General features: G+C 59.4%; 19 protein-coding genes. 11 read left to right on the top strand and 8 right to left on the bottom strand.

The window, feature by feature from the left end:
• The first annotated feature begins 46 nt into the window (after positions 1 to 46).
• Genes ugpA through ACR0FG_RS15455 form a run of 3 tightly spaced genes read left to right on the top strand, consistent with a single transcriptional unit; the run spans position 47 to position 2,856 of the window.
• Positions 47 to 928 carry a sn-glycerol-3-phosphate ABC transporter permease UgpA gene (gene ugpA, locus ACR0FG_RS15465; RefSeq protein ID WP_480893923.1) on the top strand — a complete coding sequence of 294 codons (882 nt, stop codon included), beginning with the start codon at positions 47 to 49 and terminating at the stop codon, positions 926 to 928.
• 20 nt (positions 929 to 948) lie between these two features.
• Positions 949 to 1,785, top strand: a complete 837-nt coding sequence (gene ugpE, locus ACR0FG_RS15460; protein WP_170712252.1) for a sn-glycerol-3-phosphate ABC transporter permease UgpE — start codon at positions 949 to 951, stop codon at positions 1,783 to 1,785.
• 3 nt (positions 1,786 to 1,788) lie between these two features.
• Complete coding sequence (locus tag ACR0FG_RS15455) at positions 1,789 to 2,856, top strand: sn-glycerol-3-phosphate import ATP-binding protein UgpC (RefSeq protein ID WP_480893922.1); 1,068 nt, start codon at positions 1,789 to 1,791, stop codon at positions 2,854 to 2,856.
• Between the two features lie 105 nt (positions 2,857 to 2,961).
• On the opposite strand, the gene ACR0FG_RS15450 is transcribed toward ACR0FG_RS15455, so the two are convergent.
• Both ACR0FG_RS15450 and ACR0FG_RS15445 read right to left on the bottom strand, forming a co-directional pair.
• The gene (locus ACR0FG_RS15450; RefSeq protein ID WP_480893921.1) at positions 2,962 to 3,336 is read right to left on the bottom strand and encodes a Rap1a/Tai family immunity protein; all 375 of its coding nucleotides are present in this window, start codon (positions 3,334 to 3,336) and stop codon (positions 2,962 to 2,964) included.
• Between the two features lie 64 nt (positions 3,337 to 3,400).
• Positions 3,401 to 5,752, bottom strand: coding sequence for a multiheme c-type cytochrome (locus ACR0FG_RS15445; RefSeq protein WP_480893920.1), 2,352 nt, complete (start codon positions 5,750 to 5,752; stop codon positions 3,401 to 3,403).
• 270 nt (positions 5,753 to 6,022) lie between these two features.
• Between ACR0FG_RS15445 and ACR0FG_RS15440 the strand changes: the two genes are divergently transcribed.
• Genes ACR0FG_RS15440 through ccmI form a run of 4 tightly spaced genes read left to right on the top strand, consistent with a single transcriptional unit; the run spans position 6,023 to position 10,564 of the window.
• The gene (locus ACR0FG_RS15440) at positions 6,023 to 6,712 is read left to right on the top strand and encodes a Crp/Fnr family transcriptional regulator (protein WP_480893918.1); all 690 of its coding nucleotides are present in this window, start codon (positions 6,023 to 6,025) and stop codon (positions 6,710 to 6,712) included.
• Positions 6,709 to 8,688 (top strand): heme lyase CcmF/NrfE family subunit, encoded by a 1,980-nt coding sequence (locus ACR0FG_RS15435; RefSeq protein ID WP_480893917.1) that lies wholly within the window; start codon positions 6,709 to 6,711, stop codon positions 8,686 to 8,688. Before ACR0FG_RS15440 ends, ACR0FG_RS15435 begins: the two co-directional genes overlap by 4 nt.
• Before the next feature lie 8 nt (positions 8,689 to 8,696).
• On the top strand, positions 8,697 to 9,158 hold the full coding sequence (locus ACR0FG_RS15430) for a cytochrome c-type biogenesis protein (protein ID WP_480893915.1): 462 nt from the start codon (positions 8,697 to 8,699) through the stop codon (positions 9,156 to 9,158).
• Positions 9,158 to 10,564 (top strand): c-type cytochrome biogenesis protein CcmI, encoded by a 1,407-nt coding sequence (gene ccmI / locus ACR0FG_RS15425; RefSeq protein WP_480893913.1) that lies wholly within the window; start codon positions 9,158 to 9,160, stop codon positions 10,562 to 10,564. Before ACR0FG_RS15430 ends, ccmI begins: the two co-directional genes overlap by 1 nt.
• 86 nt (positions 10,565 to 10,650) lie before the next feature.
• On the opposite strand, the gene ACR0FG_RS15420 is transcribed toward ccmI, so the two are convergent.
• Positions 10,651 to 11,613, bottom strand: a complete 963-nt coding sequence (locus tag ACR0FG_RS15420; protein WP_480893912.1) for a LysR family transcriptional regulator — start codon at positions 11,611 to 11,613, stop codon at positions 10,651 to 10,653.
• Positions 11,614 to 11,693: 80 nt separating this feature from the next.
• Here ACR0FG_RS15420 and ACR0FG_RS15415 point away from each other — a divergent pair, with 80 nt between their 5' ends.
• From ACR0FG_RS15415 to ACR0FG_RS15400, 4 genes are read left to right on the top strand one after another with little or no spacing between them, the layout of a single operon-like run.
• Positions 11,694 to 13,223: a trimethylamine methyltransferase family protein gene (locus ACR0FG_RS15415; RefSeq protein WP_480893910.1), complete on the top strand. Its 1,530-nt coding sequence runs from the start codon at positions 11,694 to 11,696 to the stop codon at positions 13,221 to 13,223.
• The gene (locus tag ACR0FG_RS15410) at positions 13,223 to 15,598 is read left to right on the top strand and encodes a GcvT family protein (protein WP_480893909.1); all 2,376 of its coding nucleotides are present in this window, start codon (positions 13,223 to 13,225) and stop codon (positions 15,596 to 15,598) included. Before ACR0FG_RS15415 ends, ACR0FG_RS15410 begins: the two co-directional genes overlap by 1 nt.
• A complete protein-coding gene (locus tag ACR0FG_RS15405) occupies positions 15,595 to 17,973 on the top strand; it encodes a GcvT family protein (protein WP_480893907.1) in 2,379 nt (792 codons plus the stop codon). The genes ACR0FG_RS15410 and ACR0FG_RS15405 overlap by 4 nt, the downstream gene beginning before the upstream one ends.
• Positions 17,970 to 19,280: an aspartate aminotransferase family protein gene (locus ACR0FG_RS15400; protein ID WP_480893906.1), complete on the top strand. Its 1,311-nt coding sequence runs from the start codon at positions 17,970 to 17,972 to the stop codon at positions 19,278 to 19,280. Before ACR0FG_RS15405 ends, ACR0FG_RS15400 begins: the two co-directional genes overlap by 4 nt.
• Before the next feature lie 122 nt (positions 19,281 to 19,402).
• Here ACR0FG_RS15400 and ACR0FG_RS15395 read toward each other — a convergent pair whose 3' ends face one another.
• The 5 genes from ACR0FG_RS15395 to ACR0FG_RS15375 are packed head-to-tail and all read right to left on the bottom strand — an operon-like array spanning position 19,403 to position 24,410.
• Complete coding sequence (locus tag ACR0FG_RS15395) at positions 19,403 to 20,914, bottom strand: mannitol dehydrogenase family protein (RefSeq protein ID WP_480893904.1); 1,512 nt, start codon at positions 20,912 to 20,914, stop codon at positions 19,403 to 19,405.
• Positions 20,914 to 21,687, bottom strand: coding sequence for an L-iditol 2-dehydrogenase (locus ACR0FG_RS15390; RefSeq protein WP_480893902.1), 774 nt, complete (start codon positions 21,685 to 21,687; stop codon positions 20,914 to 20,916). Before ACR0FG_RS15390 ends, ACR0FG_RS15395 begins: the two co-directional genes overlap by 1 nt.
• On the bottom strand, positions 21,684 to 22,688 hold the full coding sequence (locus tag ACR0FG_RS15385) for an ABC transporter ATP-binding protein (RefSeq protein ID WP_480893901.1): 1,005 nt from the start codon (positions 22,686 to 22,688) through the stop codon (positions 21,684 to 21,686). Before ACR0FG_RS15385 ends, ACR0FG_RS15390 begins: the two co-directional genes overlap by 4 nt.
• A 12-nt stretch (positions 22,689 to 22,700) precedes the next feature.
• Positions 22,701 to 23,531 (bottom strand): carbohydrate ABC transporter permease, encoded by an 831-nt coding sequence (locus ACR0FG_RS15380; RefSeq protein WP_480893899.1) that lies wholly within the window; start codon positions 23,529 to 23,531, stop codon positions 22,701 to 22,703.
• Positions 23,532 to 23,543: 12 nt separating this feature from the next.
• The gene (locus ACR0FG_RS15375; RefSeq protein ID WP_170712197.1) at positions 23,544 to 24,410 is read right to left on the bottom strand and encodes a carbohydrate ABC transporter permease; all 867 of its coding nucleotides are present in this window, start codon (positions 24,408 to 24,410) and stop codon (positions 23,544 to 23,546) included.
• Between the last annotated feature and the right edge of the window lie 76 nt (positions 24,411 to 24,486).

Below are 24,486 nucleotides of genomic sequence, written 5' to 3'. Positions count from 1 at the left end.
CGGGCCTTCATCGTGCCCGCATTTTCTATTTTAGTGGGCAATATCGATGGAAAAACGCGTCACATTTCGCGGCTGGCTTTTGCCGTTGGCCCTGATTGCACCTCAGGTCATCATTTCCGCGGTATTCTTCTTCTATCCCGCTGGTCAGGCCGTATGGCAATCGTTGTTCATACCCGATCCCTTTGGGCTTTCAGCGCAGTTCGTCGGCCTCGGCAACTTTGAGTTTCTGCTGAGCGACAAGTATTACCGCGCGTCATTCGTGACGACGGCGATCTTTTCAACGCTGGTGACATTGTGCTCGATGATCCCGGCCCTGTTTCTGGCCGTGATCGCGGATCGTCTGATCAAAGGGTCCGGTGTCTATCGGACGTTGCTGATCTGGCCCTACGCTGTCGCCCCGGCGGTTGCAGGTGTGCTGTGGCTGTTCATGTTCAACACACGCGTCGGCGTCGTGTCCTGGTATCTTGGGCAACTCGGGTATGACTGGAATCACGTTCTCAATGACACCGAGGCCATGGTGCTGGTGGTTGTCGCTTCGGCCTGGGGTCGCATCAGTTATAACTTCTTGTTCTTCTTCGCGGCGCTGCAATCTGTGCCCCGCTCGGTCATCGAGGCGGCGGCGATTGATGGGGCCCATTTCTGGCGAAGGTTCTTTACGATTGTTCTGCCACTTCTTTCGCCGACCGCGTTTTTCCTGCTGGTTGTAAATGTCGTCTACGCCTTCTTTGAGACCTTCGGTGTGATCCACACCATCACTGCAGGAGGGCCGCAGCAGGCGACGACCATTCTGGTCTACAAGGTCTTCTCGGACGGGTTTGTGGGCCAGGATCTGGGTTCGTCTTCGGCCCAGTCGGTTATCCTACTGATCGTCGTGGGTCTGCTGACCGTCATACAGTTCAAATACGTGGAAAAGAGGGTGCACTACTGATGGCTGCCCAACAACACGGTATGGTCGAGAAACGAGGCGCGGGCATCTGGCTGACGCACGCTTTCATGATCCTTGGCGTTCTGATCATCTTTTTCCCCATCTGGCTGGCCTTTGTCGCATCGACCGTTACACAGGCCGATATCGTCTCGCCGCCGATGCCTGTCGTGCCCGGAGATCAGTTCTGGGTGAACTATAAGGCGGCGCTGTTCTCGGGCGTCAACGTGCCAGTGGCGACGATGCTGTTTAACAGTCTGGTGATGGCAATTGGCATTGCCGTTGGAAAGATCATTATCTCTCTGTTGTCGGCCTTTGCGATTGTCTATTTCCGATTTCCGGGTCGGACGACGTTCTTCTGGCTGATCTTCCTGACCCTGATGCTGCCAGTCGAAGTGCGGATCGTTCCCACCTTCGAAGTCGTAGCCGGGTTTGGAATGCTCAACAGTTATTACGGGTTGATCTTTCCCCTGATCGCCTCAGCCACGGCCACCTTCCTGTTTCGTCAGTTCTTTCTGACGATCCCCGATGAACTTGCCGAGGCCGCGCGGGTTGATGGGGCACGACCGATGCGGTTTTTCATCGACATCGTGGTGCCGATGAGCCGGACCAATATCGCCGCACTGTTCGTGATCCTGTTCATCTATGGGTGGAACCAATACCTCTGGCCGCTTTTGATCACCACTGATCCCGAAATGAACACCATCGTTATGGGTATCAAACAGATGTTCCCTTCGGGCGATGATTTTGCGCATTGGCCGACGATCATGGCGACATCCATTCTGGCGATGATCCCACCAGTCATCGTTGTGGTGTCAATGCAAAAGCTCTTTGTCCGCGGCCTTGTCGATAGCGAGAAATAAGAAATGGCAACTGTATCACTTGAAAACGTCAAAAAGAGCTTTGGCCCAACTGACGTCATACACGGCATCGACATCAACATCGCAGATGGTGAGTTCATCGTGATTGTCGGCCCGTCGGGCTGCGGGAAATCCACCCTGTTGCGCATGGTTGCGGGGCTTGAAACCGTAACATCGGGCGAAATTCGGATCGGCGATGAACGTGCCAACGACAAAGAGCCGATGGATCGCGATATCGCCATGGTGTTCCAGAACTATGCGCTTTATCCGCATATGTCGGTGCGACAAAACATGGGTTATGGACTGAAGATCGCCGGATTGCCCAAAGCCGAGATCGACAAAAAGGTGACTGATGCTGCAAAACTGCTGCAATTGGAACCTTTGCTGGATCGTAAACCCAGACAACTGTCCGGGGGTCAACGTCAACGGGTGGCGATGGGGCGGGCAATTGTCCGCGAACCTGCGGTTTTCCTGTTTGACGAACCGCTTTCCAACCTCGACGCCAAGCTGCGCGTTCAAATGCGGCTGGAGATTCGCGAGCTTCAGGAAAAACTGGGGATCACGTCGCTTTATGTGACCCATGATCAGGTCGAAGCCATGACAATGGCAGACAGGATGATTGTGATGAACGGCGGTATCGCCGAACAGATCGGAACCCCGCTTGAGGTCTATGAGACACCGCAGTCTCTGTTCGCTGCGCAATTCATTGGCAGCCCCGCGATGAACATCTTTGACGCAAGGCGCGAGAACGGGACCATCAATATCGGAGACATCGGCGTTGGAGCGTCACAGGGGCCAGACACCGCTTTGAAACTTGGCATACGCCCAGAGCATCTGGTGCTGGATGAAAATGGCCCTATAGAGGCGGGGATTCAGATGGCGGAACCGCTTGGGGCCAACACCCTGTTGCACGGCCACCTGACGGGATCTGACGAGATGATCACGATCAGCCTTCCAGGTGTCCACCCGATCGAGGGTCGCCACCCGAATATGCGGTTCTCAGTCGTGCCTGCGCATATGCACCTGTTTGATCCTGAAACAGGTAAAAGGTTGGAAGTTTCTGCTGCAGATTGAAGCCGAATCTGGGCCAGATCTTTGCTGCAAAGCAGACAAACCCATTCAATGCCATCTGCAACGCGTTTCAAATTCATTCTGGTTAGAGAACTTCGATAGAAAACCTCAACTCGAACAGGGAAACGCTTCTTTCAACGTGCCCATGACAGCCTGCGAAGCGGGTATTGCTTTGCGATTGCTGAAATCGCCATAAATCCAGCGAATAAGCGCCCAACGGACTTCGTCAGCGGTGTTGATCGCGGGCGGGCAGGTATCTGTTCCCGGGCCGGACATACCGGTCACTTCAAGCGCCTGAACGAAGCCAATGATGTATTGTTCGCACTCGGTTTCGGCCGGGCCTCCGTCACGCGCGTCGTTATCGGCCTCCTGACAGGGTTTCATCAGGTCTGCCGCGGCATATCCGGCGGATGTTCCCTCGGACTGGGCGAATACCGGCGTACCGAGCAGCAGAGCGGCAGAGATCAGGATCGATGGGCGCATGACGTATCCCCTGAGATAATTTGGTTGACCCGCCACCCGTCACAGGTGGCGGATTTGTCTGGTGTCAGTTATCCGATTTCTTGTCGGCCAGTGCGTGAAGCGCCTGATCCATGACATCCTGATGTTCGCGATTGTTGACGAACTTCTCGGAATTTACCTGATCCCACAGATCTTCGTTGGTCATGTTCTGATGGCAACCCATACACAGGCCGGTGCGTTCCATCTTTTCACGCATCTCCTGCGGCAGGGGGCCGGTCAGATCCCAATGCGATCCGACGGTTACCAGTTGCTTGCCCTCTTCGGTCACGATCCGACTCAGGTCGTGATCCAGCGACGGGATCGGCACCGACTGGTACTGCGACTGACGTGGAATAACCTGACCGTCTTCGGTTTTCAGATCGACAACAAAGCCCTTGTCATAGTTTTGCAGGAAGCGCCCGCCCGAGATACCATATCCGAGCGCTTTCGGATTGTTGTGGCAGCTCTCGCAGGTCCGGGCCTCGCGTCCGGCGGTATGCGGCTGAACAGCGGCGTGATCCAGACCCTTGGTGCCTCCGGCATCCGGCGTCATCCAGGTTTCGTTCTGAACAACAGTGTTGCCATCCTTGTCGATCACGGTGGTGATCACCTGACAACCGGGCATCAGCGGACTGACGCGGCCTTCGCCATTGATGCCAAGGGTAGGTTCTTCCCAGCGTAGATAGCTGCGGGTTTCCGAAACCTTGCCCGGCCCGGTCAGACCGTTGGTGCCCAGCGGAGCATCCGCCGTCAGACCATTGTCCAGCCGGTTGTTGGCGTTGGTGATCCAGTCCACATCCGTCTTGCCTTCGCTATAGTCGACGGTGATGTGACAGCCATAGCATTGCGGCGCCCAGTCCGCGTGGCAGGCATAACATTCCATGCTTTCCATATGCTTGTTGACACTGCCCATCGCGACCTTTGCGTTCGGCGATTTCCACGTCCCGTCCCGAGCGATCTGCGCCAGAACCGGCACTTCGAAATCCAGACCGCTGGCCGAGTGCATGATCACCTTGCTGCCGCGCTTGACAACGTTGCCAAACGGGTTGCCACGTGCGGTCAGAAGATAGCCGTCTTCCTCATCATAGACCTCGGCAAAATACTGTTCGTCCGTCAGCTCATCGGTCAGGCCACGCGGTGCCTGCTCCAGATCTGTCTGGAATTCCTCACCATAGCCCAGCGGCAGTTCCCAGGGGAATTTGCTGACGGTGCCATGGCAGTCTTCACACTCGACCTCGACCTGAGCGAGCGTGGTTCCGGGCAGGTTGCCGTCACCGTGCATATCGACGGTGGTGTGGCAATCCTGACAGAGCATCCCGCCCTCGGGGTTGCCTTCGCGCGATTCAACCGCGTGGTGCAGGTCTTCCTTGATATAGAGGTAATTCTTGGTGTGCAGTTTGGGCTGCTTGCCGCCGGTCTCGTTATAGGGCGAGCCATAGGGGAACTCCATGATCCCCTGATAGCTGACACCGATCCGCTTGCCGCGATTGTGGCAGCTGACGCAGGTTTCGGTCGGTATACCGGAATACTCCAGATCCCCGTGTTTGACGACGGATTTCCGGCTTGCCTGCATCTGGTGGGTCAGCAATTTGCCGGGCTGGTCTTTGGCGATCATCGGGTCGCCGCCCTCGTACAGCCCTTCGTTCGAATACGGCACATGGCACGAGGAACACCCGGCCCCGCGGAAGTCACCGCGCTTTTCGCGCCCGTTCACACCGACATGGCACCGCTGACACTGCTGGCGCGAATAGGTGATACCGGCAAGATTGGGATGTTCAGAGATTGCGTTGACATCGACATCCGGCACCTGCTCCATCGAAGGGGGCAACTGATCAGGATGCGACTCGGCATAGGCCAGCATGTATTCCTTATAGGCATCGGTGCCCACCGAAGGCTCGTACCCGTCTTCATCGACCAGATCATAGTTGCCATAAACAGACCGGCGCGTATCCAAAACGCCCCAGGACCACAGGTTGCCCTGCAATTTACCGGCCTCGGTGTTCATCAGCGACTTGATCAGGCGTTCGGAATATCCATCGTGACACTGACCGCAGGACTTGTCCGCGATCCAGACAGCGCCGGGGTCAGGGTAGAATGTGTGCGGCCCGCCCGCTTCGGCCAGTTCAGTGGGTGTTCCAGCGTGCGCCTCATCAGCTGTCAGACCCTGAGGGTTGCCGCCGTGGCAGACAACACAGCCGTCGGGGTCGTTGTAATCCGGCCCCAGCGCCTTGATCGTATCCATCATCACGCCGGTGGTGAAATCCTCGATACCTTCATGGCAGGACAGGCAGCCCATTTCGGCTGCGCGGTCCGGGTCGACTTGTTCAGGGGCGTCTTGCGCCACGGCCCAGCCTGCGGCGATCATAAATGCGAAGAAGGTGGCTGCAATGCGTCTCACGGGGACTCACTCCTGAAAGGGGCTACCGGTCACGCAATGGTAACAATCCTGTGAGTTTCACCGCCCTGACAATTGTCAGAAAAGACGAGTTTGCGCGGGAACGCCTTATTTATAAGGCCCATTTTGTTTGATTTACCTCAAAGCCAACTGCGCGCGAATGGTAAATGATCTGCGAAAGCCAGCAACCGCCGTGAGACAGCCATGCAATTTCCGGCCCGCAAGCCTCTGAAAGACTCCCCTGCCAGCTGCAGCTTACGGGACAAGTGCCCCGTGCGTTTTTGCGACTCGCCAAAGATTGCACCGCGCTTTCACAGGCTGGACCGTGGCGACCGGATCGAGGCCGATGCAAGATCGCATTGCCTGCGATTCTGGATCGTGCTCAGGGGCACAGCCGCCACCTGCACGGTGTTCGAAGACGGGCGGCGGCAAATCCTTGGAATCGAGGAACCCGGCGAGATCATCTGCAGCGGAATGGCCGGGCCCGGACGATCAAGCTGGCTCGAGGCGCTTGAGCCCTGCCTGATCTGCGATCTCGACCTGTCCTCGGCCGCTGACGATCTAAGCAGGCACACACAGTTCCTGACCGACAGCTTTAAGCTGGTGCATCACCGCCTGCTGCGCAGCCAGCAGCATATGACAACACTTGGACGGCTGGACAGTTATGAGCGTGTGCTGATGTTTCTGGCGGAAACCGCGTCGCGCCAGATGGCCCAGCAACCGGCTGTTCCGGTCATCCGCCTGACAATGTCGCGCGAGGATATCGCGGACTATCTGGGCCTGAACTCAGAGACCGTCAGCCGCATCCTCAGCCGGATCAGGAAATCCGGTTTGGTCAAGTTCCTGAACAAAAGCGAGTTCGTTCTGAGCGATGCGGACGCGGTCGCGCGCCGCCTGCCGGTTCCCGTTCCACACCCCGAGACCCAGCGTCTGCACACACCGGCATTGGAGGCCGCACAATGATTGTCGAGCTTGGACATTTGGCCCTGTGTTTGGCGCTGGTTGCCGCTATGGTTCAATCTGTGGTGCCACTGGTCGCCACATGGCGCGGATCGGCCTCGGGGATGCGTGTGGCTGACAGCGCCGCACAGGTGCAATTCCTGGGGGCCGCCGCCGCGTTTGCCGCATTGACCTATGCCTTTGTGGTGTCGGACTTTTCTGTGCTGACCGTTGCACTCAATTCGCATTCGGCCAAGCCGATGATCTACAAGGTTACCGGTGTCTGGGCCAACCACGAAGGGTCGATGCTGTTGTGGGTGCTGATGCTGGCCCTGTTCGGCGTTCTGATCTCGGTCTTTGGGCGCATGATCCCGATCGAGATACGCGCCAGAGTATTGTCGGTTCAGGCCATGATCGGCGTCGGTTTCTTTCTGTTCATCCTCATCACCTCGAACCCGTTCGAACGTGTCGCCAATCCACCCATCGATGGTCAGGGGATGAACCCATTGCTGCAGGATATTGGCGTCGCCCTGCATCCGCCGCTGCTGTATCTTGGATATGTCGGCTTTTCCACCGCCTTTTCCTTTGCCGTGGCCGCCCTGATGACGGGTCGGATCGATCCGGCATGGGCGCGCTGGATGCGTCCATGGGTGTTGCTGGCTTGGTCCGGGCTTACCGCCGGGATCGCCCTTGGGTCCTGGTGGGCCTATTACGAACTGGGCTGGGGTGGCTTCTGGTTCTGGGACCCGGTGGAAAACGCATCCTTCATGCCCTGGCTCATAGGCACGGCGCTGCTGCATTCGGCCATCGTCGTGGAAAAGCGCAATGCATTGCTGAAGTGGACTGTCCTGCTGGCGATCCTGACATTTTCACTGTCGCTGATCGGCACGTTTCTGGTGCGGTCCGGTATCCTGACATCGGTACATGCATTTGCCACCGACCCTGAACGAGGTGTATTCATTCTGTTGCTGCTGTCCATCGCCATCGGCGGGGCCCTGACACTCTTCGCCTTCCGCGCGGGTGATCTTGACGAAGGCGGCGTGTTTGCAACCGTTTCCCGAGAAACCGGGCTTTTGGCGAATAATGTGCTGATCGCAGCGGCAACCGGCGTTGTCTTTGTCGGAACGCTTTATCCCCTGGCGCTGGAAGTCATAACCGGCGACAAGATCACGGTTGGAGCCCCCTATTTCAACCGCACATTCCTGCCGATCTTCGGGATCACCATGTTTGCGGCGGGGATCGGCCCGTTCTTCAGCTGGAAACGGGCACGCGGTGCCGAGGTGTTGCGGCGCACAGGGATCGCAGCCCTCAGCGCGCTTGCCATCACCGTGGCTGTCATCGTATTTCTTGGCAATCCCGGAATTGCGGGTCTGTTCGGGGTTTTTGTAACCGGCTTTCTGGCGGTCGCCACCCTTCAGGATCTGGGTCGCAGAATTGGCCTCGGCACGGCAAAACCCTATGCCACCCTGCGCCGTCTGATCGGGCTGCCCCTGTCTGCATGGGGGCTGTATCTGGGTCATCTCGGTCTTGCCACAGCCGCCGCTGGTGTTGTCGCCGTAAGCCTTTGGAGCCATGAGAGCATCCAGACCGTCGCCATCGACGAAGAGGTGTCCGTCGGCCAGTACGAATTCACTCTGATGGATATCGAAAACCGACGCGGACCAAACTACCAGACCTCAATCGCGGCGGTTCGCGTCACGCGTGGTGGGGATCTGGTGACCGTGCTGTTCCCCGAACGCAGATGGTATCCCGTCGAGCAGAAACCGACCACCGAGGCCGGGATCGAAACCACCTGGCACGGAGACCTCTACGCAGTGCTCGGCGACCCCGACGGAAACGGCGGCTTTGTGACCCGCTACTACTACAACCCTGGCATTCCCTGGATGTGGCTTGGCGCGGCTTTGATGGCCTTTGCGGCGCTGATATCGGTGGCCGACCGCCGCCTGCGGGTCGGCGTGCCCGCAGGTAAACGCAACCCTGTGCTTGCACCAGCAGAATAGGAGGCGACATGAAACGCCTTTTCCTCTCACTCATCCTTGCGGGGTTTGCCACCGGTGCAGCCGCTTTGGACCCGGACGAGATGTTCGCCGACCCTGCGATGGAAGAACGCGCGCGCGAGATTGGCCGCGACCTTCGGTGCCTGAAATGCCGCAATCAGTCGATCTTCGATTCCAATGCCGGAATAGCAAAGGACCTGCGCATCGTGGTGCGCGAAAGGATCACCGCAGGCGACAGCGATCAGGAGATCCTTGCATATGTGAGGGAGCGGTTCGGCGACTATGTTCTGATGAAACCGCCGGTCGAACGCCATACCTATATTCTATGGCTGACGCCGATTCTGCTTTTGTCCATCGGCGGGTTATCGGCCGCGTTTTACCTGCGCGGAAGAAAACCACAAAAAGACACCTCCGATCTGGACAGCGCCGCACGCGCCGAAGCACAACGCATTCTGAAAAACGAGGTTGGGTGATGGAATTTTGGCTCATAGCAGGTGCAGTCACCGGTCTTGCCGGTCTCTGGATGGCACGCCCCTATTTCCGGGCCCGCTCGATCGAAATGACCAGTTCCGACGGCGCAATTTCAATCTACCGGGATCAACTGGACGAGCTGGAGCGCGATCTCACGGCCGGTCAGATCAGCGAAGGCGAATGCGAGTCTGCCAGGATGGAGATCGAACGTCGGGCGCTTGGCGCTGCCCGTCGGCTTGATGCGGGTTTCCTGTCCTCGCCCCGTTCGCTGGCAACAGCGGCGGGTCTGGCCCTGTTTGTTGGCGCTGCGACGATCGCGATGTATTCCGGAATCGGGAACCCCCGGCACCCCGACATGCCGCTGGCGGCGCGCAAGACCGAAGAAATGATCCGCCGCGCCGATGCCGGTGATATCGGCAGCCGCATTCAATTGCTGATCGAACAGACTCAAGAGCAGCCCAATAGCTTTGAAACGTGGTGGACCCTTGCACAATCCTATGCCGCGCTTGGTGATCATGCTTCAGCGGCGGATGCCTACCGTCAAGCCGCCGATCTGGCGCAGGACCGGCCCGGCGTTCTGTCTGCCTATGCCGAGGCGATGACACTGGCCAATGGCAACAAGGTGCCCGGTGCCGCCAGGGTGATCTTTGAACAGCTTGCCACCGATCACGCCGACCCCCGCGCCCGCTACTATGTCGCGCTGGCCAAGGCGCAGGCGCAGGATTTCGAGGGCGCGATCCAGGGCTGGTCCCTGCTGGCCCGCGACTCGGCGGCGGATGCCCCGTGGATGCCGCTGGTCCGGCGCGATATCGTCAACATGGCTCGGTTCCTGCAAACCGATGTCACCATGTATCTGCCGGATGCCACCGGGGCCGAGATTGTAAGCTCGGGCCAAAGCGACGCTGCATCCGATCAGGTCGCCGCACTGGTTGCATCACTCGAAGCGGACCCGATGGATCACAAAAGCTGGATCGCGCTCGCCCGCGCCCGCGCGGATCAGGGCGATACGGAAGGCGCAGCCGAGGCCATCACCTCGGCCCGCCGCCACTTTGCAGCGGCCCCCTTTGTGCTGGACCTCATCGCGCAGGCCGAGTTCGATCTGGGTCTGGACCTTCTTCCGCCTCAATCCCGCGGCCCCACAACCGAGGACATGGCCGACGCCGCAACCCTGTCCCGGTCCGAGCGCGACGACATGATCGCCGGCATGGTCGCTGGCCTCGCGGCGCGCCTGGACTCAGACCCGAACGATCCCGACGGCTGGGTGATGCTGGTCCGGTCCTACGCGACACTTGGTGAACACGACAAGGCGCGTCAGGCCGCCGAGCAGGCGAATGCTCTGTTCGAAAACGATCTTCGCGTACGGCAGGCTATTCAGTTACAAACTCAGGGCCTGCTGAACGCGGACTAGGGTCCGGGCAGGTCCTTGTTCGAGGACCCATTTTGCCGCGCGCGAGTCAATGGCATCCACAGCGGCGTGACCCGGCGCTGGCATGTTCAGTGATAGGCCACGTTTTTATCCGCAATAGCGCCCATCTGCGCGCCGATCTGCTCTGACAGTTTCTGCTTCGACGCATCCGCAAAAGCCTTGGGCAGATCCCGAAGTTCGCCTTTTCTGGCAACAACCGTCAAGGTGCGCGACAAGCCCGAGACCGGCAGCTCCTGTAGGCGGAGGTTCATGTTTTCAACCATGCCGTCAATCAGCAATGTAGGCGTCAGCAAGCTGAAGCCCTGACCCGCCGAGACGCAAGACGTTACCATGCTGGATCGATCAGCCTGGATGACTTTGTTCGGCTCGAACCGCAGGCGGCGCAGATGCTGGGCAATCTGACGGCCTGCATTTGTGGTATCGCCAAACCGCACAAGCGGGAGCCGGGTCTGGATCGCCTCCAGACTGTTGGTTGGGCCTTCATAGGCTCCGGGCAGCACCAGCAGGTATTTCTCGGTCAGGACGTGGTGTCGCTCCAGCCCATCCATGTCGAGGAACGGGTTGGAGGTAATCGCCAGATCCGCGCGCTTGGTCCGAAGCAGGTGTTCGTGGTTGCCGCTTTGCCCCGCGTGAAGAGTGATGTCTTCGACCCCGAATGCCCGCTGGGCGAGATCAATCAGGGATGGGGTCAGGGTTGTTGCGATGGAAGCCTGAAGGCCGACCCGCAACAAGCTTAACGATTTCTGACCGACATGGCGTAGTTCGGTTTCCATGTCTGATATCGCGTCCAGTATTCTCTGCGCCTTTCCGTGCAAACGCAGCCCAGCATATGTCAGCCGCGCCGGACGAGAGCTGCGATCCAGCAGCGTCGTGCCAAACGCCGTTTCCAATGCGGTTATATGCTGCGATGCTGCCGGCTGCGACAGGTTGAGCAGTTTCGCACCCGCGCGCATCTGCCCGGTTTCCGCCACGGCGACGAAAACTTCAAGCGAACGTATCAGGCCGGGTGGCAGGCTACGGCGATCCAGCATGGCGCATCCTTAGTATAATTCTTTCTTATACTGTTGGGAAATTCTTGGTTCGGGTCAAGCACCTGCGCAAGAGTGTGATCATGGCAAGACTCAGATCCTCTCGCCGCCGGAATGCGGCAACTGATCGCGCGACCTCGGGGTCGCGCGCGCCGTTCATTCTGCGCAAGCTGTCGACATTCAACGTGCTCAGCGAAGCCGGGCTGGAACAAATCGAGGCCAATGCCGATACCATTCTGGCCGAGACGGGGATGGAGTTTCCTGACGATCCCGAAATCCTTGAGATATTCGCGCGGTCGGGATGTGACGTGGACGGGACCCGCGTGCGCTTTGCCCCCGATTTCTGCCGCAAGATCATCACTGCAACCGCGCCTGCGCAGTTCATTCAACATGCGCGTAATCCCGCCAACAACGTGCAGCTTGGTGGCGATGCCAGCGTTTTGTGCCCCGCCTGGGGGCCGCCCTTCGTGCACGATCTGGACAGGGGCCGTCGCTATGCTTCGCACCGGGATTTCATCGATCTGATAAAGCTGCATCACAGCCTGCCGTGGCTACACCATTCAGGCGGAGTGGTCTGCGAGCCGGTAGACCTGCCTGCAAATAAACGCCATCTCGATATGCTTTACGGCCATATCCGCCACTCTGATCGGGCTTTCATGGGGGCTTTTATCGGGGCCGAACGGGCCGGCCATGCCATCGACATGGCGAGGATCGTGTTTGACAAAGACTACCTGGCCGAAAACGCCGTGCTCTATTGCGTCTCGAACACAAACGCGCCGCTGGTGATGGACAGTCACATGTCCGGTGCGCTCAAAACCTATGCGCGCGCCGGTCAACCCGTTGCCTGTACGCCGTGGGTGCTGACCGGGGCCATGTCGCCCTCGACCGTGGCCGGGACGCTGGCGCAGGTGCTGGCAGAAACCATGGCAGCGATGACGCTGACCCAGTTGGTAAACCCCGGTGCGCCTTGTCTGATGGGGAGCTTTGCCTCGACCATGTCAATGAAATCCGGCGCACCGACCTTTGGCACGCCCGAAGCCGGGCTGATGGTTCTGGCCGCAGGCCAGCTTGCCCGCCGGTTGGGCGTGCCGCTGCACACGGTCGGCACTCTGAGCGCGTCGAAAGTACCGGATGCCCAAAGCCAGCAAGAGGCCACCTGGGGCCTGTTGATGTCGATGTTTGCCGGGGCCAACCTGATCAACCACGCCACCGGATGGCTGGAAGGCGGGCTGGTGACGTCTTTTGAAAAAACCATCCTCGATCACGACATCTGCGGCAAGATTGGGCGCTTTTTCGATGGCATCGACATGAGCGAAAACGCACAGGCGATGGAGGCGATTGCCGCAACAGGGCCGGGTCAGCATTTTCTTGGGTCAGAACACACACAGGCCAATTTCATGTCGGCCCTGTTCCGCCCCTGGACGCCTGATGACAATTCATTCGAGCAATGGCTGGCGGCGGGGGAACAAGACGCCGCTGCCCGGGCAAATACGATCTGGAAAGAGCGGCTGGAGGTCTATGAAGACCCCGGCCTTGATCCGGATATCGACGCCGCGCTGCAGGATTACATCGCGATGCGCAAGGCCGAACAGCCGGACCGGGATTACTTCTGATGACGCGCGTTCTGATCATCGGCGGCGGGGCCATCGGGTTGAGCGTGGCTTATCACCTTGCCAAACGCGGCGCGACAGATGTGACGCTGCTGGAGCGCAACCAGTTGACCTCGGGCACCTCGTGGCACGCGGCGGGTATCGTCGGGCCGTTGAGAGCGACGCCCAACATGACCCGGTTGGCCTCGGCCGCGTTGGAGGTATTTCCGGCGCTTGAGGCCGAAACCGGCATGTCCACCGGGTATCGGCGGACCGGTGGCTATTGGCTAGCGCGCGAGACCGCGCGGATGGATGAGCTGCACCGCATTGCCGATCTGGGCGCGGTGCAGGGGCTGTCGCCACAGGTCATTGCCACAGACCAAGTGCCGTTGCCCATGCTGGACCTCACAAGCCATGTCGGCGCGCTGCACGTTCCCGAGGATGCCAATGTCAACCCGGTGGACCTGTGCATGGCCTATGCCCGCGCCGCAAAGACACGGGGCGTCACCATCCGCGAACATGTACAGGTCGAACGGCTTTTGACAGAGGGTGCAAGGGTCACCGGCGTTGCCCTGTCCGACGGGACCGAGATGCTGGCCGACAGGGTGGTGATTGCCACCGGCGCATGGTCGCGAGAGCTTGCGGCAACTGCGGGCGTCGCCCTACCCTTGCAGGCGGTCGAACATATGTATGTGGTCACGGAACCCATGCCCGATCTGACGGACCCGTTCCCGGTGATCCGCGATCTGGATCGCGGCATCTACATCAAGGGGGATGCGGGCAAGCTGGTGATCGGCGGTTTTGAACCCGACGCCAAATGCTGGGATGCCTATGGGCCCGAAGGCGACCGCGCCTTTCTGGAAATGGCCGAAGACTGGAATCAGTTTGCGCCGTTCATGGAGGCCGCGCTGGCGCTGTGCCCCGCGCTGGAAACCGTGGGCATCCAGCATTTTATGAACGGCCCCGAAAGCTTTACCACCGACACCCGCCCGCTGGTTGGCGAAACCCATGTGGACGGATTGTTTATCGCTGCTGGTATGAACTCGGTCGGCGTGATGTCCTCGGCCGGGATCGGGCGGGCGCTGGCGGACTGCATCGTCGATGAATGCCCACCGATGAATATGTGGGAGGTCGATGTCGCTCGCGCGGATCCGATCGCGGCAACGCCCTCTCATATGGCTGCCCGCATGGAAGAGGCCGTCTCGGACCTGTTCGCCCTGCACTGGCCCTATAAGCAACCCAAAGCGGGTCGGGGCTTGCGCAAATCTGCCTTGCACGACCATTGGGCGCAGCTTGGCGCGCAATTCGGCCAGACCGCCGGGTGGGAGCGCGGGCTTTGGTACGGCGATGCGCATCCCTATTCCGTCGGCACACAGAGCTGGTGGGCCAATGCGGCCCACGAGGCCGAAGCGATGGCGGAAGACACCGCACTGATTGACCTAAGCCCCTTTACCAAAATCGACGTTACCGGCGCCGGCGTGGTCGCGGCGCTGAACCGGATTTGCACGGCGCAGATGGATGTGCCGGTCGGGCGCGCGGTTTACACGCAGATCCTGAATGCGCGCGGCGGCATCGAAATGGACGTGACCATTTCGCGTTTGGCTCAGGATCATTTCCACATCACCTCGGGTGCGGCGACACGAGCGCGGGATCTGTCGTTTATGCGTCGGGCTTTGCCGGAAGGTTTCGCCATTGTGGATGTGACCGAAGACTTCTGCACACTTGGCGTCATGGGTGAAGGTGCAGGCCGGACCCTGCAGCACCTCAATGCCAACGCGACTTGGGCGTGTGCTCCGCCGGGTCAGGTGCGCAGCATTGCTCTTGAGGGCGAACGCGCCCGCGCCACCCGTATCAGCTTTGTCGGAGAATATGGCTGGGAACTGACGCTGCCCAATGCCATAGCGCCCGCAGTGTTCGATAAACTGATCGCTGCGGGCGCAACCCCTCTGGGCCATTTCGCCGTCGATGGCTGCCGGATCGAAAAGGGTTTCAAGCATTGGGGTCATGACCTTGATCCGACGATCACGCCGCTTGAGGCGGGGCTGGATTTCACCATCGACTGGACCAAGGATTTCATCGGCAAGGATGCTCTTGCCGCGCAAAAGGCCGAAGGTGTGCGTAAACGGCTGGTGCTGATGCAGATCGAAGGTGACGCGCTCATGCTGCATGATGAGCCGGTTTTTGAAGCAGAACGCCACGTGGGATTTACCACCTCGGGCGCGCGTGGCCCGCGTACCGGGCTGAACCTGTGCCTTGCGCTGGTTTCAACCAAACCGGGCGAGGTTTTGGCCGAGACCTGTCAACGGCAGTTCGCGGTCAAGGTGGCGGGGCAAAGCTATGCGGCAACACCACTGCGCTACCCGCCCTTTGACCCGACCAACGAAAGGATGCGCGCATGACTAAATGCCAGGTCGTCATCATCGGAGGCGGCGCGATGGGCGTGTCGCTGATGTATCATCTGGTCAAGGCCGGGTGGTCCGACGTGCTGTTGGTTGAGAAAAACGACCTGACCCACGGCTCCACCTGGCACGCGGCGGGCTTGTGTACCCATTTCGCCCATAATCCGACAATTCAGGAATTGCGTGCCACGTCGGTCAGGCTCTACCGTGATATCCTGCCACAAGAGACAGGGCGGGATTGCGGGTTCCATCGCTCGGGCGCGATGCGGATCACGCGAAACCCGGATAGGATGGATGAGTTCCGCCATGTGGCGGGCATATCGGACTTCACCGGCTATCCGCTGGAGGTTCTGACTCCCGAACGCATAGCCGAGCTGCACCCTCTGGCGAAACTCGACGGGCTGATCGGCGGCATTTACGAGCCAGACGACGGCCACGTAGACCCCACGCTTGCGACACATGCGATGGCTGAGGTTGCCCGCAAGGGCGGCGCGCAGATCTGGCGCAATTGTCCGGTGACCGACATCCGCCGCGAGGACGACAATTGGTTGATCGATACGTCCAAAGGGCCGGTCAAGACAATGCATGTGGTGAACGCCGCCGGGACCTGGGGTTGGGAAATAGGGCATATGATGGGCCTCAACATCCCGTCAGTCCCGGTGCTGCACCAGTATCTGGTGACCGATACCGTGCCTGCAATTGCCGAGCGCATCGCGCATGATCTGCCCGAACTGCCCATCATCCGCGATCCCGAGGAAAGCTGGTATGTGCGCCAGGAGCGCGATGGCTTGATTTTGGGGCCATACGAAAAAAACGCCAAAGTTTGGTCTATCGATGGCGTGCCGCCCGAGTTTGGTGCGGATCTGCTGCCCCCCGATCTGGACAGCGTCGAACATATCATCTTGGCCGCGATGGACCGCATCCCGGCGCTGGAAACCGGCGGAGTCAAGTCAGTGATCAATGGGCCGATCACTTTCACGCCCGACGCCAACCCACTGATCGGCCCTGCAAACGGGCTGGAAAATGTGTGGCTGTTGACCGGGTCCTCGATGGGCGTGATGGAGGGCGGCGGTGCGGGCTGGTTCCTGGCACATTGGATGACCAACGGCGCGCCGCCGATGGACGCGCTGGCCGTGGACAGCCGCCGCTTTGGCGCTTGGGTGGATCGCGACTATCGCGTCGCCAAGGCCATCGAGAGTTTCGGCCTGCAATTCGGTGTGCATTACCCGCACGAGGAACGCCCCGCCGGACGCGGCCTGCGACTGTCGCCGCTGAATGAGCTGATGATCGAACGCGGTGCGGTGATGGGGTTCGCCCATGGATGGGAAAGACCCAACTGGTTCACCGATGCACCCAATACCAAAGCGGATGATACCTTTCGCCGGGCCAACTGGTTCGCGCCCGTGGCCGCCGAGGTGGACGCGGCCACCAACCGCATCGCAATGGCTGATCTGTCCGTATTCTCGAAATTCGAAGTCAGCGGCCCGGACGTGGCCGCCTTTCTCGAGGCGCTTGGGGCAAATCGTGCACCCAAACCCGGGCGCATCGGGCTGACCCATGCGCTGACCCCTGCGGGTGGTGTGTTGTCCGAATTCACCGTGACCCGGCTGCGCGAAGACCTTGCTTATCTTACGTCAGCCGCAGCGGCGGAAGAGATCGACTTTGACCTGCTGCAAAACCGCGCCGCAGGTTTTCACGTCAAAATCGAAAATGTGACCGAAGATTACGCCGTTATCGGAGTGATGGGGCCCAAAGCCCCCAACGTCCTGCCCGGTCTGGCCGATATGCCGTGGCTGTCCGCCCGCGAGGCCGACGTGAACGGGGTTGCTCTGCGCGCGTTGCGAGTGTCCTATCTGGGTGAATGCGGGTGGGAGTTGCACGTTCCCCGCGACAATGCGGTGGACTTGTTTGCAAAGCTGGAACAGGCTGCCTTGCCGCATGGTCTTGGATACTACGGAGCCTATGCTGCCAATTCCATGCGACTGGAAAAGGGCTATCGCGCTTGGGGTAGCGACCTGACCACCGAACGCAGCCCGCTCGAGGCTGGATTGACCTCATTCGTGCGCAAGGACCTGCGGGGTAGGCTTGCGCGCGAAACTCCGTGGGACATGATCCTGCTCGAGATTGAGAGCGGCGAGGTCGATCCGTTCTATGCGCATGGCCTGTGGCAGAAGGGGCGGTCCGTCGGGATCGTCACCTCGGGCGCATATGGTCATCGCACCGGCAAGGTCCTGGCACTGGCCTATCTGCGCGACGCATCGGCGCGCGGTGGCCTGACCGTTTCGATTCTAGGGCGGCACCGGCGCGCGACCGTACTGCCCGCTGCCCCGTTTGACCCCGACAACACCCGCATGAAAGCCGGAGCCATCTCATGACCGATCATCCCCTGCACACCGATTGGAATTTCGACAACACAGCCGCCCGGCGTGACCGGTATTACGCCGCTTCACTGACCCGCTTTACCCCGTTTCGCGACCCGATCGTGTTCCGCAAAGGGCATGGGCAATATCTGTGGGACACGGACAGGCGGCAATACACCGACCTTTTGGGTATGAATGTCTGTATCTCGGTCGGCCATTCCCATCCGCGCGTGGTGGCCGCCGCCACGGCGCAGGCGCAAGAACTGACGCATTGCACAACCATGTTCTATCACCCGACACCCGCTCATCTGGCCGAGGAACTGGCGGCCACAATGCCAAAGGGCCATGACTGGGTGGTGCATCTGACCAATTCGGGGTCCGAGGCGGTCGATCTGGCGATGACAATGGCCCGCACCTTTACCGGCAATCTGGACTTGCTGGCCCTGCGCACCGCCTATCACGGCCCGACTGCAGCGGCCCAATCGATCACCGGTATTTCAGGCTGGCGTCATCCTGGAATGCCCGGAAACGTCGCCTTTATCCCCGAACCCAACCAATATCGCGGCATCTTCGGACCCGGTACACAACCCTATCTGGACGAGATCGGCCGCACTATCGCCTCGGCCACATCCGGGCAGATTGCGGGGATGTTCGTCGAAAGCGTTCAGGGCTATGGCGGGATCATCGAAATGCCGCCCGGCTACATGTCCGGCGCGGCCGAAAAAGTGCGCGCGGCGGGGGGGCTTTATATTGCGGATGAGGTGCAATCGGGCTTTGGCCGCACCGGCGCGCATTTCTGGGGCTTTGAAGCCGATGGCGTTGTGCCCGACATCATCGTCATGGCCAAAGGTCTGGGCAACGGCTTTCCCATCGGCGCGGTTGTTGCCAAAAAGCATATCGCAGAACCGATGGCTGAAAAGTTCATGTTCCATACCTATGGGGCCAACCCGACCTCAGCGGCTGCCGCGCGGGCGGTCTTGGCCGTCTTGCGCGACGAAGGCCTGCAGGAAAACGCGCGCGCAGTTGGCGACGCGCTGCTGGAGCGTTTGCACGACTTGAAAGACAGATACCACGCCATCGGGGACGTGCGGGGCAAGGGCCTGATGCTGGCGCTTGAATTCGTCAAGGACCGCGGCAGCAAAACGCCAGACAGGGACATGACCAACGAAGTATTCGAAGCCTGCCGTGCGCAGGGCATTATCCTGTCAAAATCCGGCCCATTCCAGCAATGCCTGCGCATGGTTCCCCCGCTTTGTCTGTCAATGGGTGACGTGGATCAGGTTGCAACTGGCCTGGACCAAGCGCTTGAGGCTGCGACCTAGAAGACTGAACCAGCGTGTGCGTCGCTCGCGTGACCGATCCGAAGTTGAATAATCGCTTCGACCAAGGCAGGTGATCCGGAAACTGGGCAATAGCGCACCGTTCTGAGGTTTTGACTAACTTGTCAGGCTGGTTTTGAAACCCCAGCGGTAAAATCCGACAGCGCGCCCCGGCATCCGCGCTGCCAAATTGTATTCAGCCATGTGGAAAAGGCATCGACAAAACCCGTATCATCACCAAGGTCACCATAATACTGGCGCTGTTTTACCCAGAGCTTCGGGTTGGACCTGGCCGCTGTTGCGGTATGCTTTAGGTCAGCCCATCGGGGATCGTTTGGCACTATTTCGGTGCTATCTTCACGAACGCCAGCGCACATTCGGCACCAGAACGCTTCCGCCAGCGCCAGACCGCTCGGAGAAGCGCCCGAGGCCAGAGCATCGCGCAGCGACGGCAACAAGAAACCTGGATGGCGTGCAGAGCCGTCAAATGCGACCCGGCGCGTTGTATCGTGAATAGCGGTGTTGGCAAAACGCCTCTCGACCAGTTCAAGATATTCCGACGGGGTTGTTCCAGGGACAGCCTCGACCTGGGGCAAAATCTCTTCTGCCTGAACCTTTCTGAAATAGGCCACGATATCCGGGTCCTGCATGCAGTCAGATATCGTCGAGATGTTCAGCACCTCTCCGACATTCGCCAGCAATTGGTGGCCGCCGTTCAGAATGCGCAGTTTCATAGTCTCATAGCTGTGAACGTCATGCGTCAGCGTTGCCCCAACCTGTTCAAGCGGCGGTCGTCCGACGCAAAAGTCATCCTCGATCACCCATTGGCGAAAATTCTCGTGCGATACGGGCGCGTGATCATCTATGCCAAATGTGCGACATTGCGTGATGACTTGCTTGGTGGTGGCAGGCACGATGCAATCCACCATCGAATTCGGAAACGTACAATGCCGGTCGATCCAAAGAGCCAGATCAGGGTCGGACAGCCGGGCAAGTTCGACAACGCAACTGCGCAGGATCGCACCGTTGCCCTGAAGGTTATCGCAGCTGAGCGCCGTAAAGGGGGGCAGACCATTGTCCCGACGGTGTTTCAGCGCCGCAACGATGGCGCCAAATACCGTTCGCGGCCGATCCGGGGATTGCGCGTCGTGTTGAATGTCTTTGTGCTCTGTGTTGAACGCGCCGGTGTCTGTATCCAGAAAATACCCGCCTTCAGTCACGGTAAGCGATACGATCCGGATGTCGGGGTCGGCCATCTTTCGAATCAGCGCGACGTGCCCGGCTTCAATCGGCAGGTAGCCGATCATCGGACCAATAACCTCGACCGAGATACCTCTGGGATCAAGCTCGATCAGAGAGGTCAGACAGTCCTGATCCAGAAGTTTCTCGCGCATATCAGCGTCAGAATCTCGGACACTGGCCCCTATGATCGCCCAGTCCCGCGCCTGCCCCTGTTGCATCAACCTGTGGATATACCAGGCCTGATGCGCGCGGTGGAAATTGCCCAGCCCGATATGGACGATGCCCGGTTTAAGGTCCGCCGCACCATATGCCGGCGTCCTGACCGTCGCGGGCAGGTCTGCAAGGCTGTTGCGTCGCAACCGGACCGGAGGTGTTAGGCGCGCCAGCGGGTCCATCAGCTCATCCAGTTTCCGCCATCGACATTGTAGGTCTGGGCGACGATGTATCTGGCATCGTCCGAGGCCAGAAACACCGCCATGCCCGTCAGGTCTTCAGCACGACCCATCCGGCCATATGGCACCGCCGCGCCCACTTCCCGTTTCTTTTGACCCGGGGCTTTGCTTTCATATTTGGCAAAGAACGCATCGACACCATCCCAATGCTCACCATCGACAACACCCGGGGCGATGGCATTCACGTTGATCCCATGCGAGATCAGATTCAGCCCCGCTGATTGCGTCAGCGAAATGATCGCGGCCTTACTGGCGCAGTACACGGCAACCAAAGGCTCACCCCGTCGCCCCGCTTGTGACGCCATGTTGATGATCCGGCCTTTGGTTCCCTGTTCGATCATGTGGCGCGCAACGGCTTGCATGGTGAACAGAGTTCCGGCCACGTTGATGTCAAAGACACGCTTATAATCGGCGCGCTCGATCTCGGCAATCGGGGCGGCAGAGAAGATCGCTGCGTTATTGATCAGAATATCGATGGGGCCGAAATGCGCCGCCGTTTGTGCAACTGCGTTGTCTATACTTTGTTGGTTGGTCACATCCATTTCGATGGCAAGGGCGGCCTCACCAATCTCGGTCGCTGTTTCTTGCGCGCGCTCGATGTTTATGTCCGCGATTGCCACTTTGGCACCCTCGGCGACATAAGCTTTGGCAAAGGCAAGCCCGATGCCGCGCGCAGCCCCGGTGATCAGGGCAGTTTTGCCTGCCAGACGTGTCATTCGATCCGCAAGCCTTTCGCATCAAACCGGTGGATCACATCAGCGCGTGGGGTCAGGTGGATACGATCGCCATGACGGAACCCGACCTCACCATCTGCTCGGACGGTGATTGTGTCGGCCAAACCGGTCTCGTGGACGTGAAAAAACGTATCCGAGCCCAGATGTTCGGAAACGCTAACCACCCCGGACCAGTCCCCTTCGGTTTCTGAGACTGTGATATGCTCAGGCCGGATCCCTATGGTCTGCGCCCCGTGTTTGGCCGCTTCAGATCCTTCGATGAAATTCATTTTAGGCGACCCGATGAACCCCGCCACAAACAGGTTGCGCGGTGTCCGGTACAGTTCCAGCGGGCTACCGACCTGTTCGATCACCCCGGCCTGAAGCACCACGATCTTGTCGGCCATTGTCATCGCCTCGACCTGATCGTGGGTCACATAGATCATCGTGGTGGCCAGACGTTCGTGCAACTCGCTGATTTCCAGACGCATACCAACGCGCAGGGCAGCGTCGAGGTTCGAAAGCGGCTCATCAAAAAGAAACGCTGCCGGTTCGCGGACAATGGCGCGACCAATGGCAACACGTTGTCGTTGGCCACCGGACAATTGGCCGGGACGGCGATCCAGATAATCGGACAAGTTCAAAACGCTCGCTGCGCCTTCGACACGTTTGTCGATCTCGGCCTGCTCCAGCTTGGCCATGCGCAAGGGGAAGGCGATATTCTTGCGAACCGTCATATGCGGATACAGAGCGTAGGATTGGAATACCATCGCTAGTCCGCGCTTGGCGGGCGGTACATCGGTGGCGTCCGACCCGTCGATCTCGATATGGCCGCTGGTGATGTCCTCTAACCCGGCGATCAGACGCAGCAGGGTGGATTTGCCGCAACCCGAGGGGCCGACAAAAACGGTGAATTCGCCATTTTCGATGGTCAGGTCCAGCGGAGGAATAACCTGCACGTCGCCGAAGCTTTTGGTCACGGACTTGAGTTGGATGCGTCCCATGTGTCGTGTTCCTTATTTCACAGCGCCGAAGGTCAGGCCGCGTACAAGTTGTTTCTGGCTGAACCAGCCGAGGATGAGGATTGGCGCAATCGCCATTGTCGAGGCCGCGCTGAGCTTGGCGAAGAACAGACCTTCGGGGCTGGAATAGCTGGCTATGAAGGCTGTCAGCGGCGCCGCATCGACGGCGGTCAGGTTGAGGGTCCAGAACGCCTCATTCCATGCCAGAATGAAGTTCAGCAGCACAGTTGACGCGATGCCAGGGATGGCCATGGGGGTTAGGACGTAAAGGATTTCCTCTTTCAACGTCGCCCCGTCCATCCGCGCCGCTTCCAGGATTTCACCGGGAATTTCGCGGAAATACGTATAGAGCATCCAGACGATGATCGGCAGGTTGATCAGCATCAAGACGACGACCAGCCCCCCGCGCGTATCCAGCAGACCCAACTGAATGAACAGCAGGTAGATCGGATACAGCACACCGACCGCGGGCAACATCTTGGTGGACAACATCCACAGCAGGATGTCCTTGGTGCGTTTCGAGGGCACAAAGGCCATCGCCCACGCGGCAGGCACGGCAATGACCACGCCCAGTATGGTCGAGCCCCCTGCGATTATGACCGAGTTCCACAAGAACCGCATGTAATCGGAACGCTCTTGCACGATGGCGTAGTTCTCCAGCGTCCAATCGAAGTTCAGGAACAGGGGCGGGCTGGCGATGGCCTGTGCCTCGGTCTTGAAGCTGGTCAGGATGGTCCAGAGGATCGGGAAAAAGATCAGCAGACCAACAGCCCATGCGAGGGCGGTGTTCAGCGATTTGCGGCGGGGTGTGACGGCGCGGGCCATGGTCTTATCTCCTCACGCGTCCAGGTTCTTGCCGACGATGCGCATCAGGAAGATTGCAACGATATTGGCAAGAATGATAGCGTAGACACCTCCGGCTGATCCAAGGCCGACATTCTGGCTTTCCAACACGCGCTGGAAGATCAGATAGGTGAGTGTACGGGTGCCGAACGCGCCACCGGTGGTCACGAAAATCTCGGCGAAGATCGACAGAAGGAAGATGGTCTGGATCAGGATCACAATGGTGATCGCACGGCTCAGATGCGGCAGGATAATGTGGTAAAAGCGTTTCAGCGGTGGCGCGCCATCCATCTCGGCGGCTTCCAGTTGTTCGCTGTCCAGCGACTGGATCGCGGTCAGCAGGATGAGGGTCGCAAAGGGTAGCCACTGCCACGATACGATCATGATGATCGAAGTCATGGATGCCTCGGACAGCCACGAGATCGGCTCGGCCCCGAAAAAGCGCCACAGATGGGCCAGCAGACCGTTCACCGGGTCCATAAACATGTTCTTCCAAACCAGCGCGGATACGGTGGGCATCACGAAGAACGGGGCAATCACAAGGATACGAACAACACCTTGCCCCCACATCGGCTGATCCAGCAGCATCGCCAGCAAAACGCCCAGAACGACCGTTATGACCAGCACGCCTCCGACAATCAGCAGGGTTGCCTGTACAGCGGGCCAAAAGGTGCTGGAGGAGACGAACCGGACATAGTTGTCGAACCCGACCCAGCCCAGATCACCGCCGCGAAGGGGCAGGTATTTCTTGAAGGAGAAGTACAGGGTCATCGTCAGCGGCACGAGCATCCAGCCAAGCAGCAGGACCACTGCGGGTGCCATCATCAGGCGAGCAACGGATCGGGAATGTTGGGTAGCCATGACGCAAGACCTCTCTGTTCAGGCATAACCTAGCCTGCGAGAATAACGCGGATTGTGGAAGTGGGGAGCAGGGGAC

Source organism: Ruegeria sp. E1, from assembly GCF_056534225.1.
Note: the sequence above shows the minus strand (reverse complement) of the source record. Positions and strands in the feature narration are given on the sequence as shown.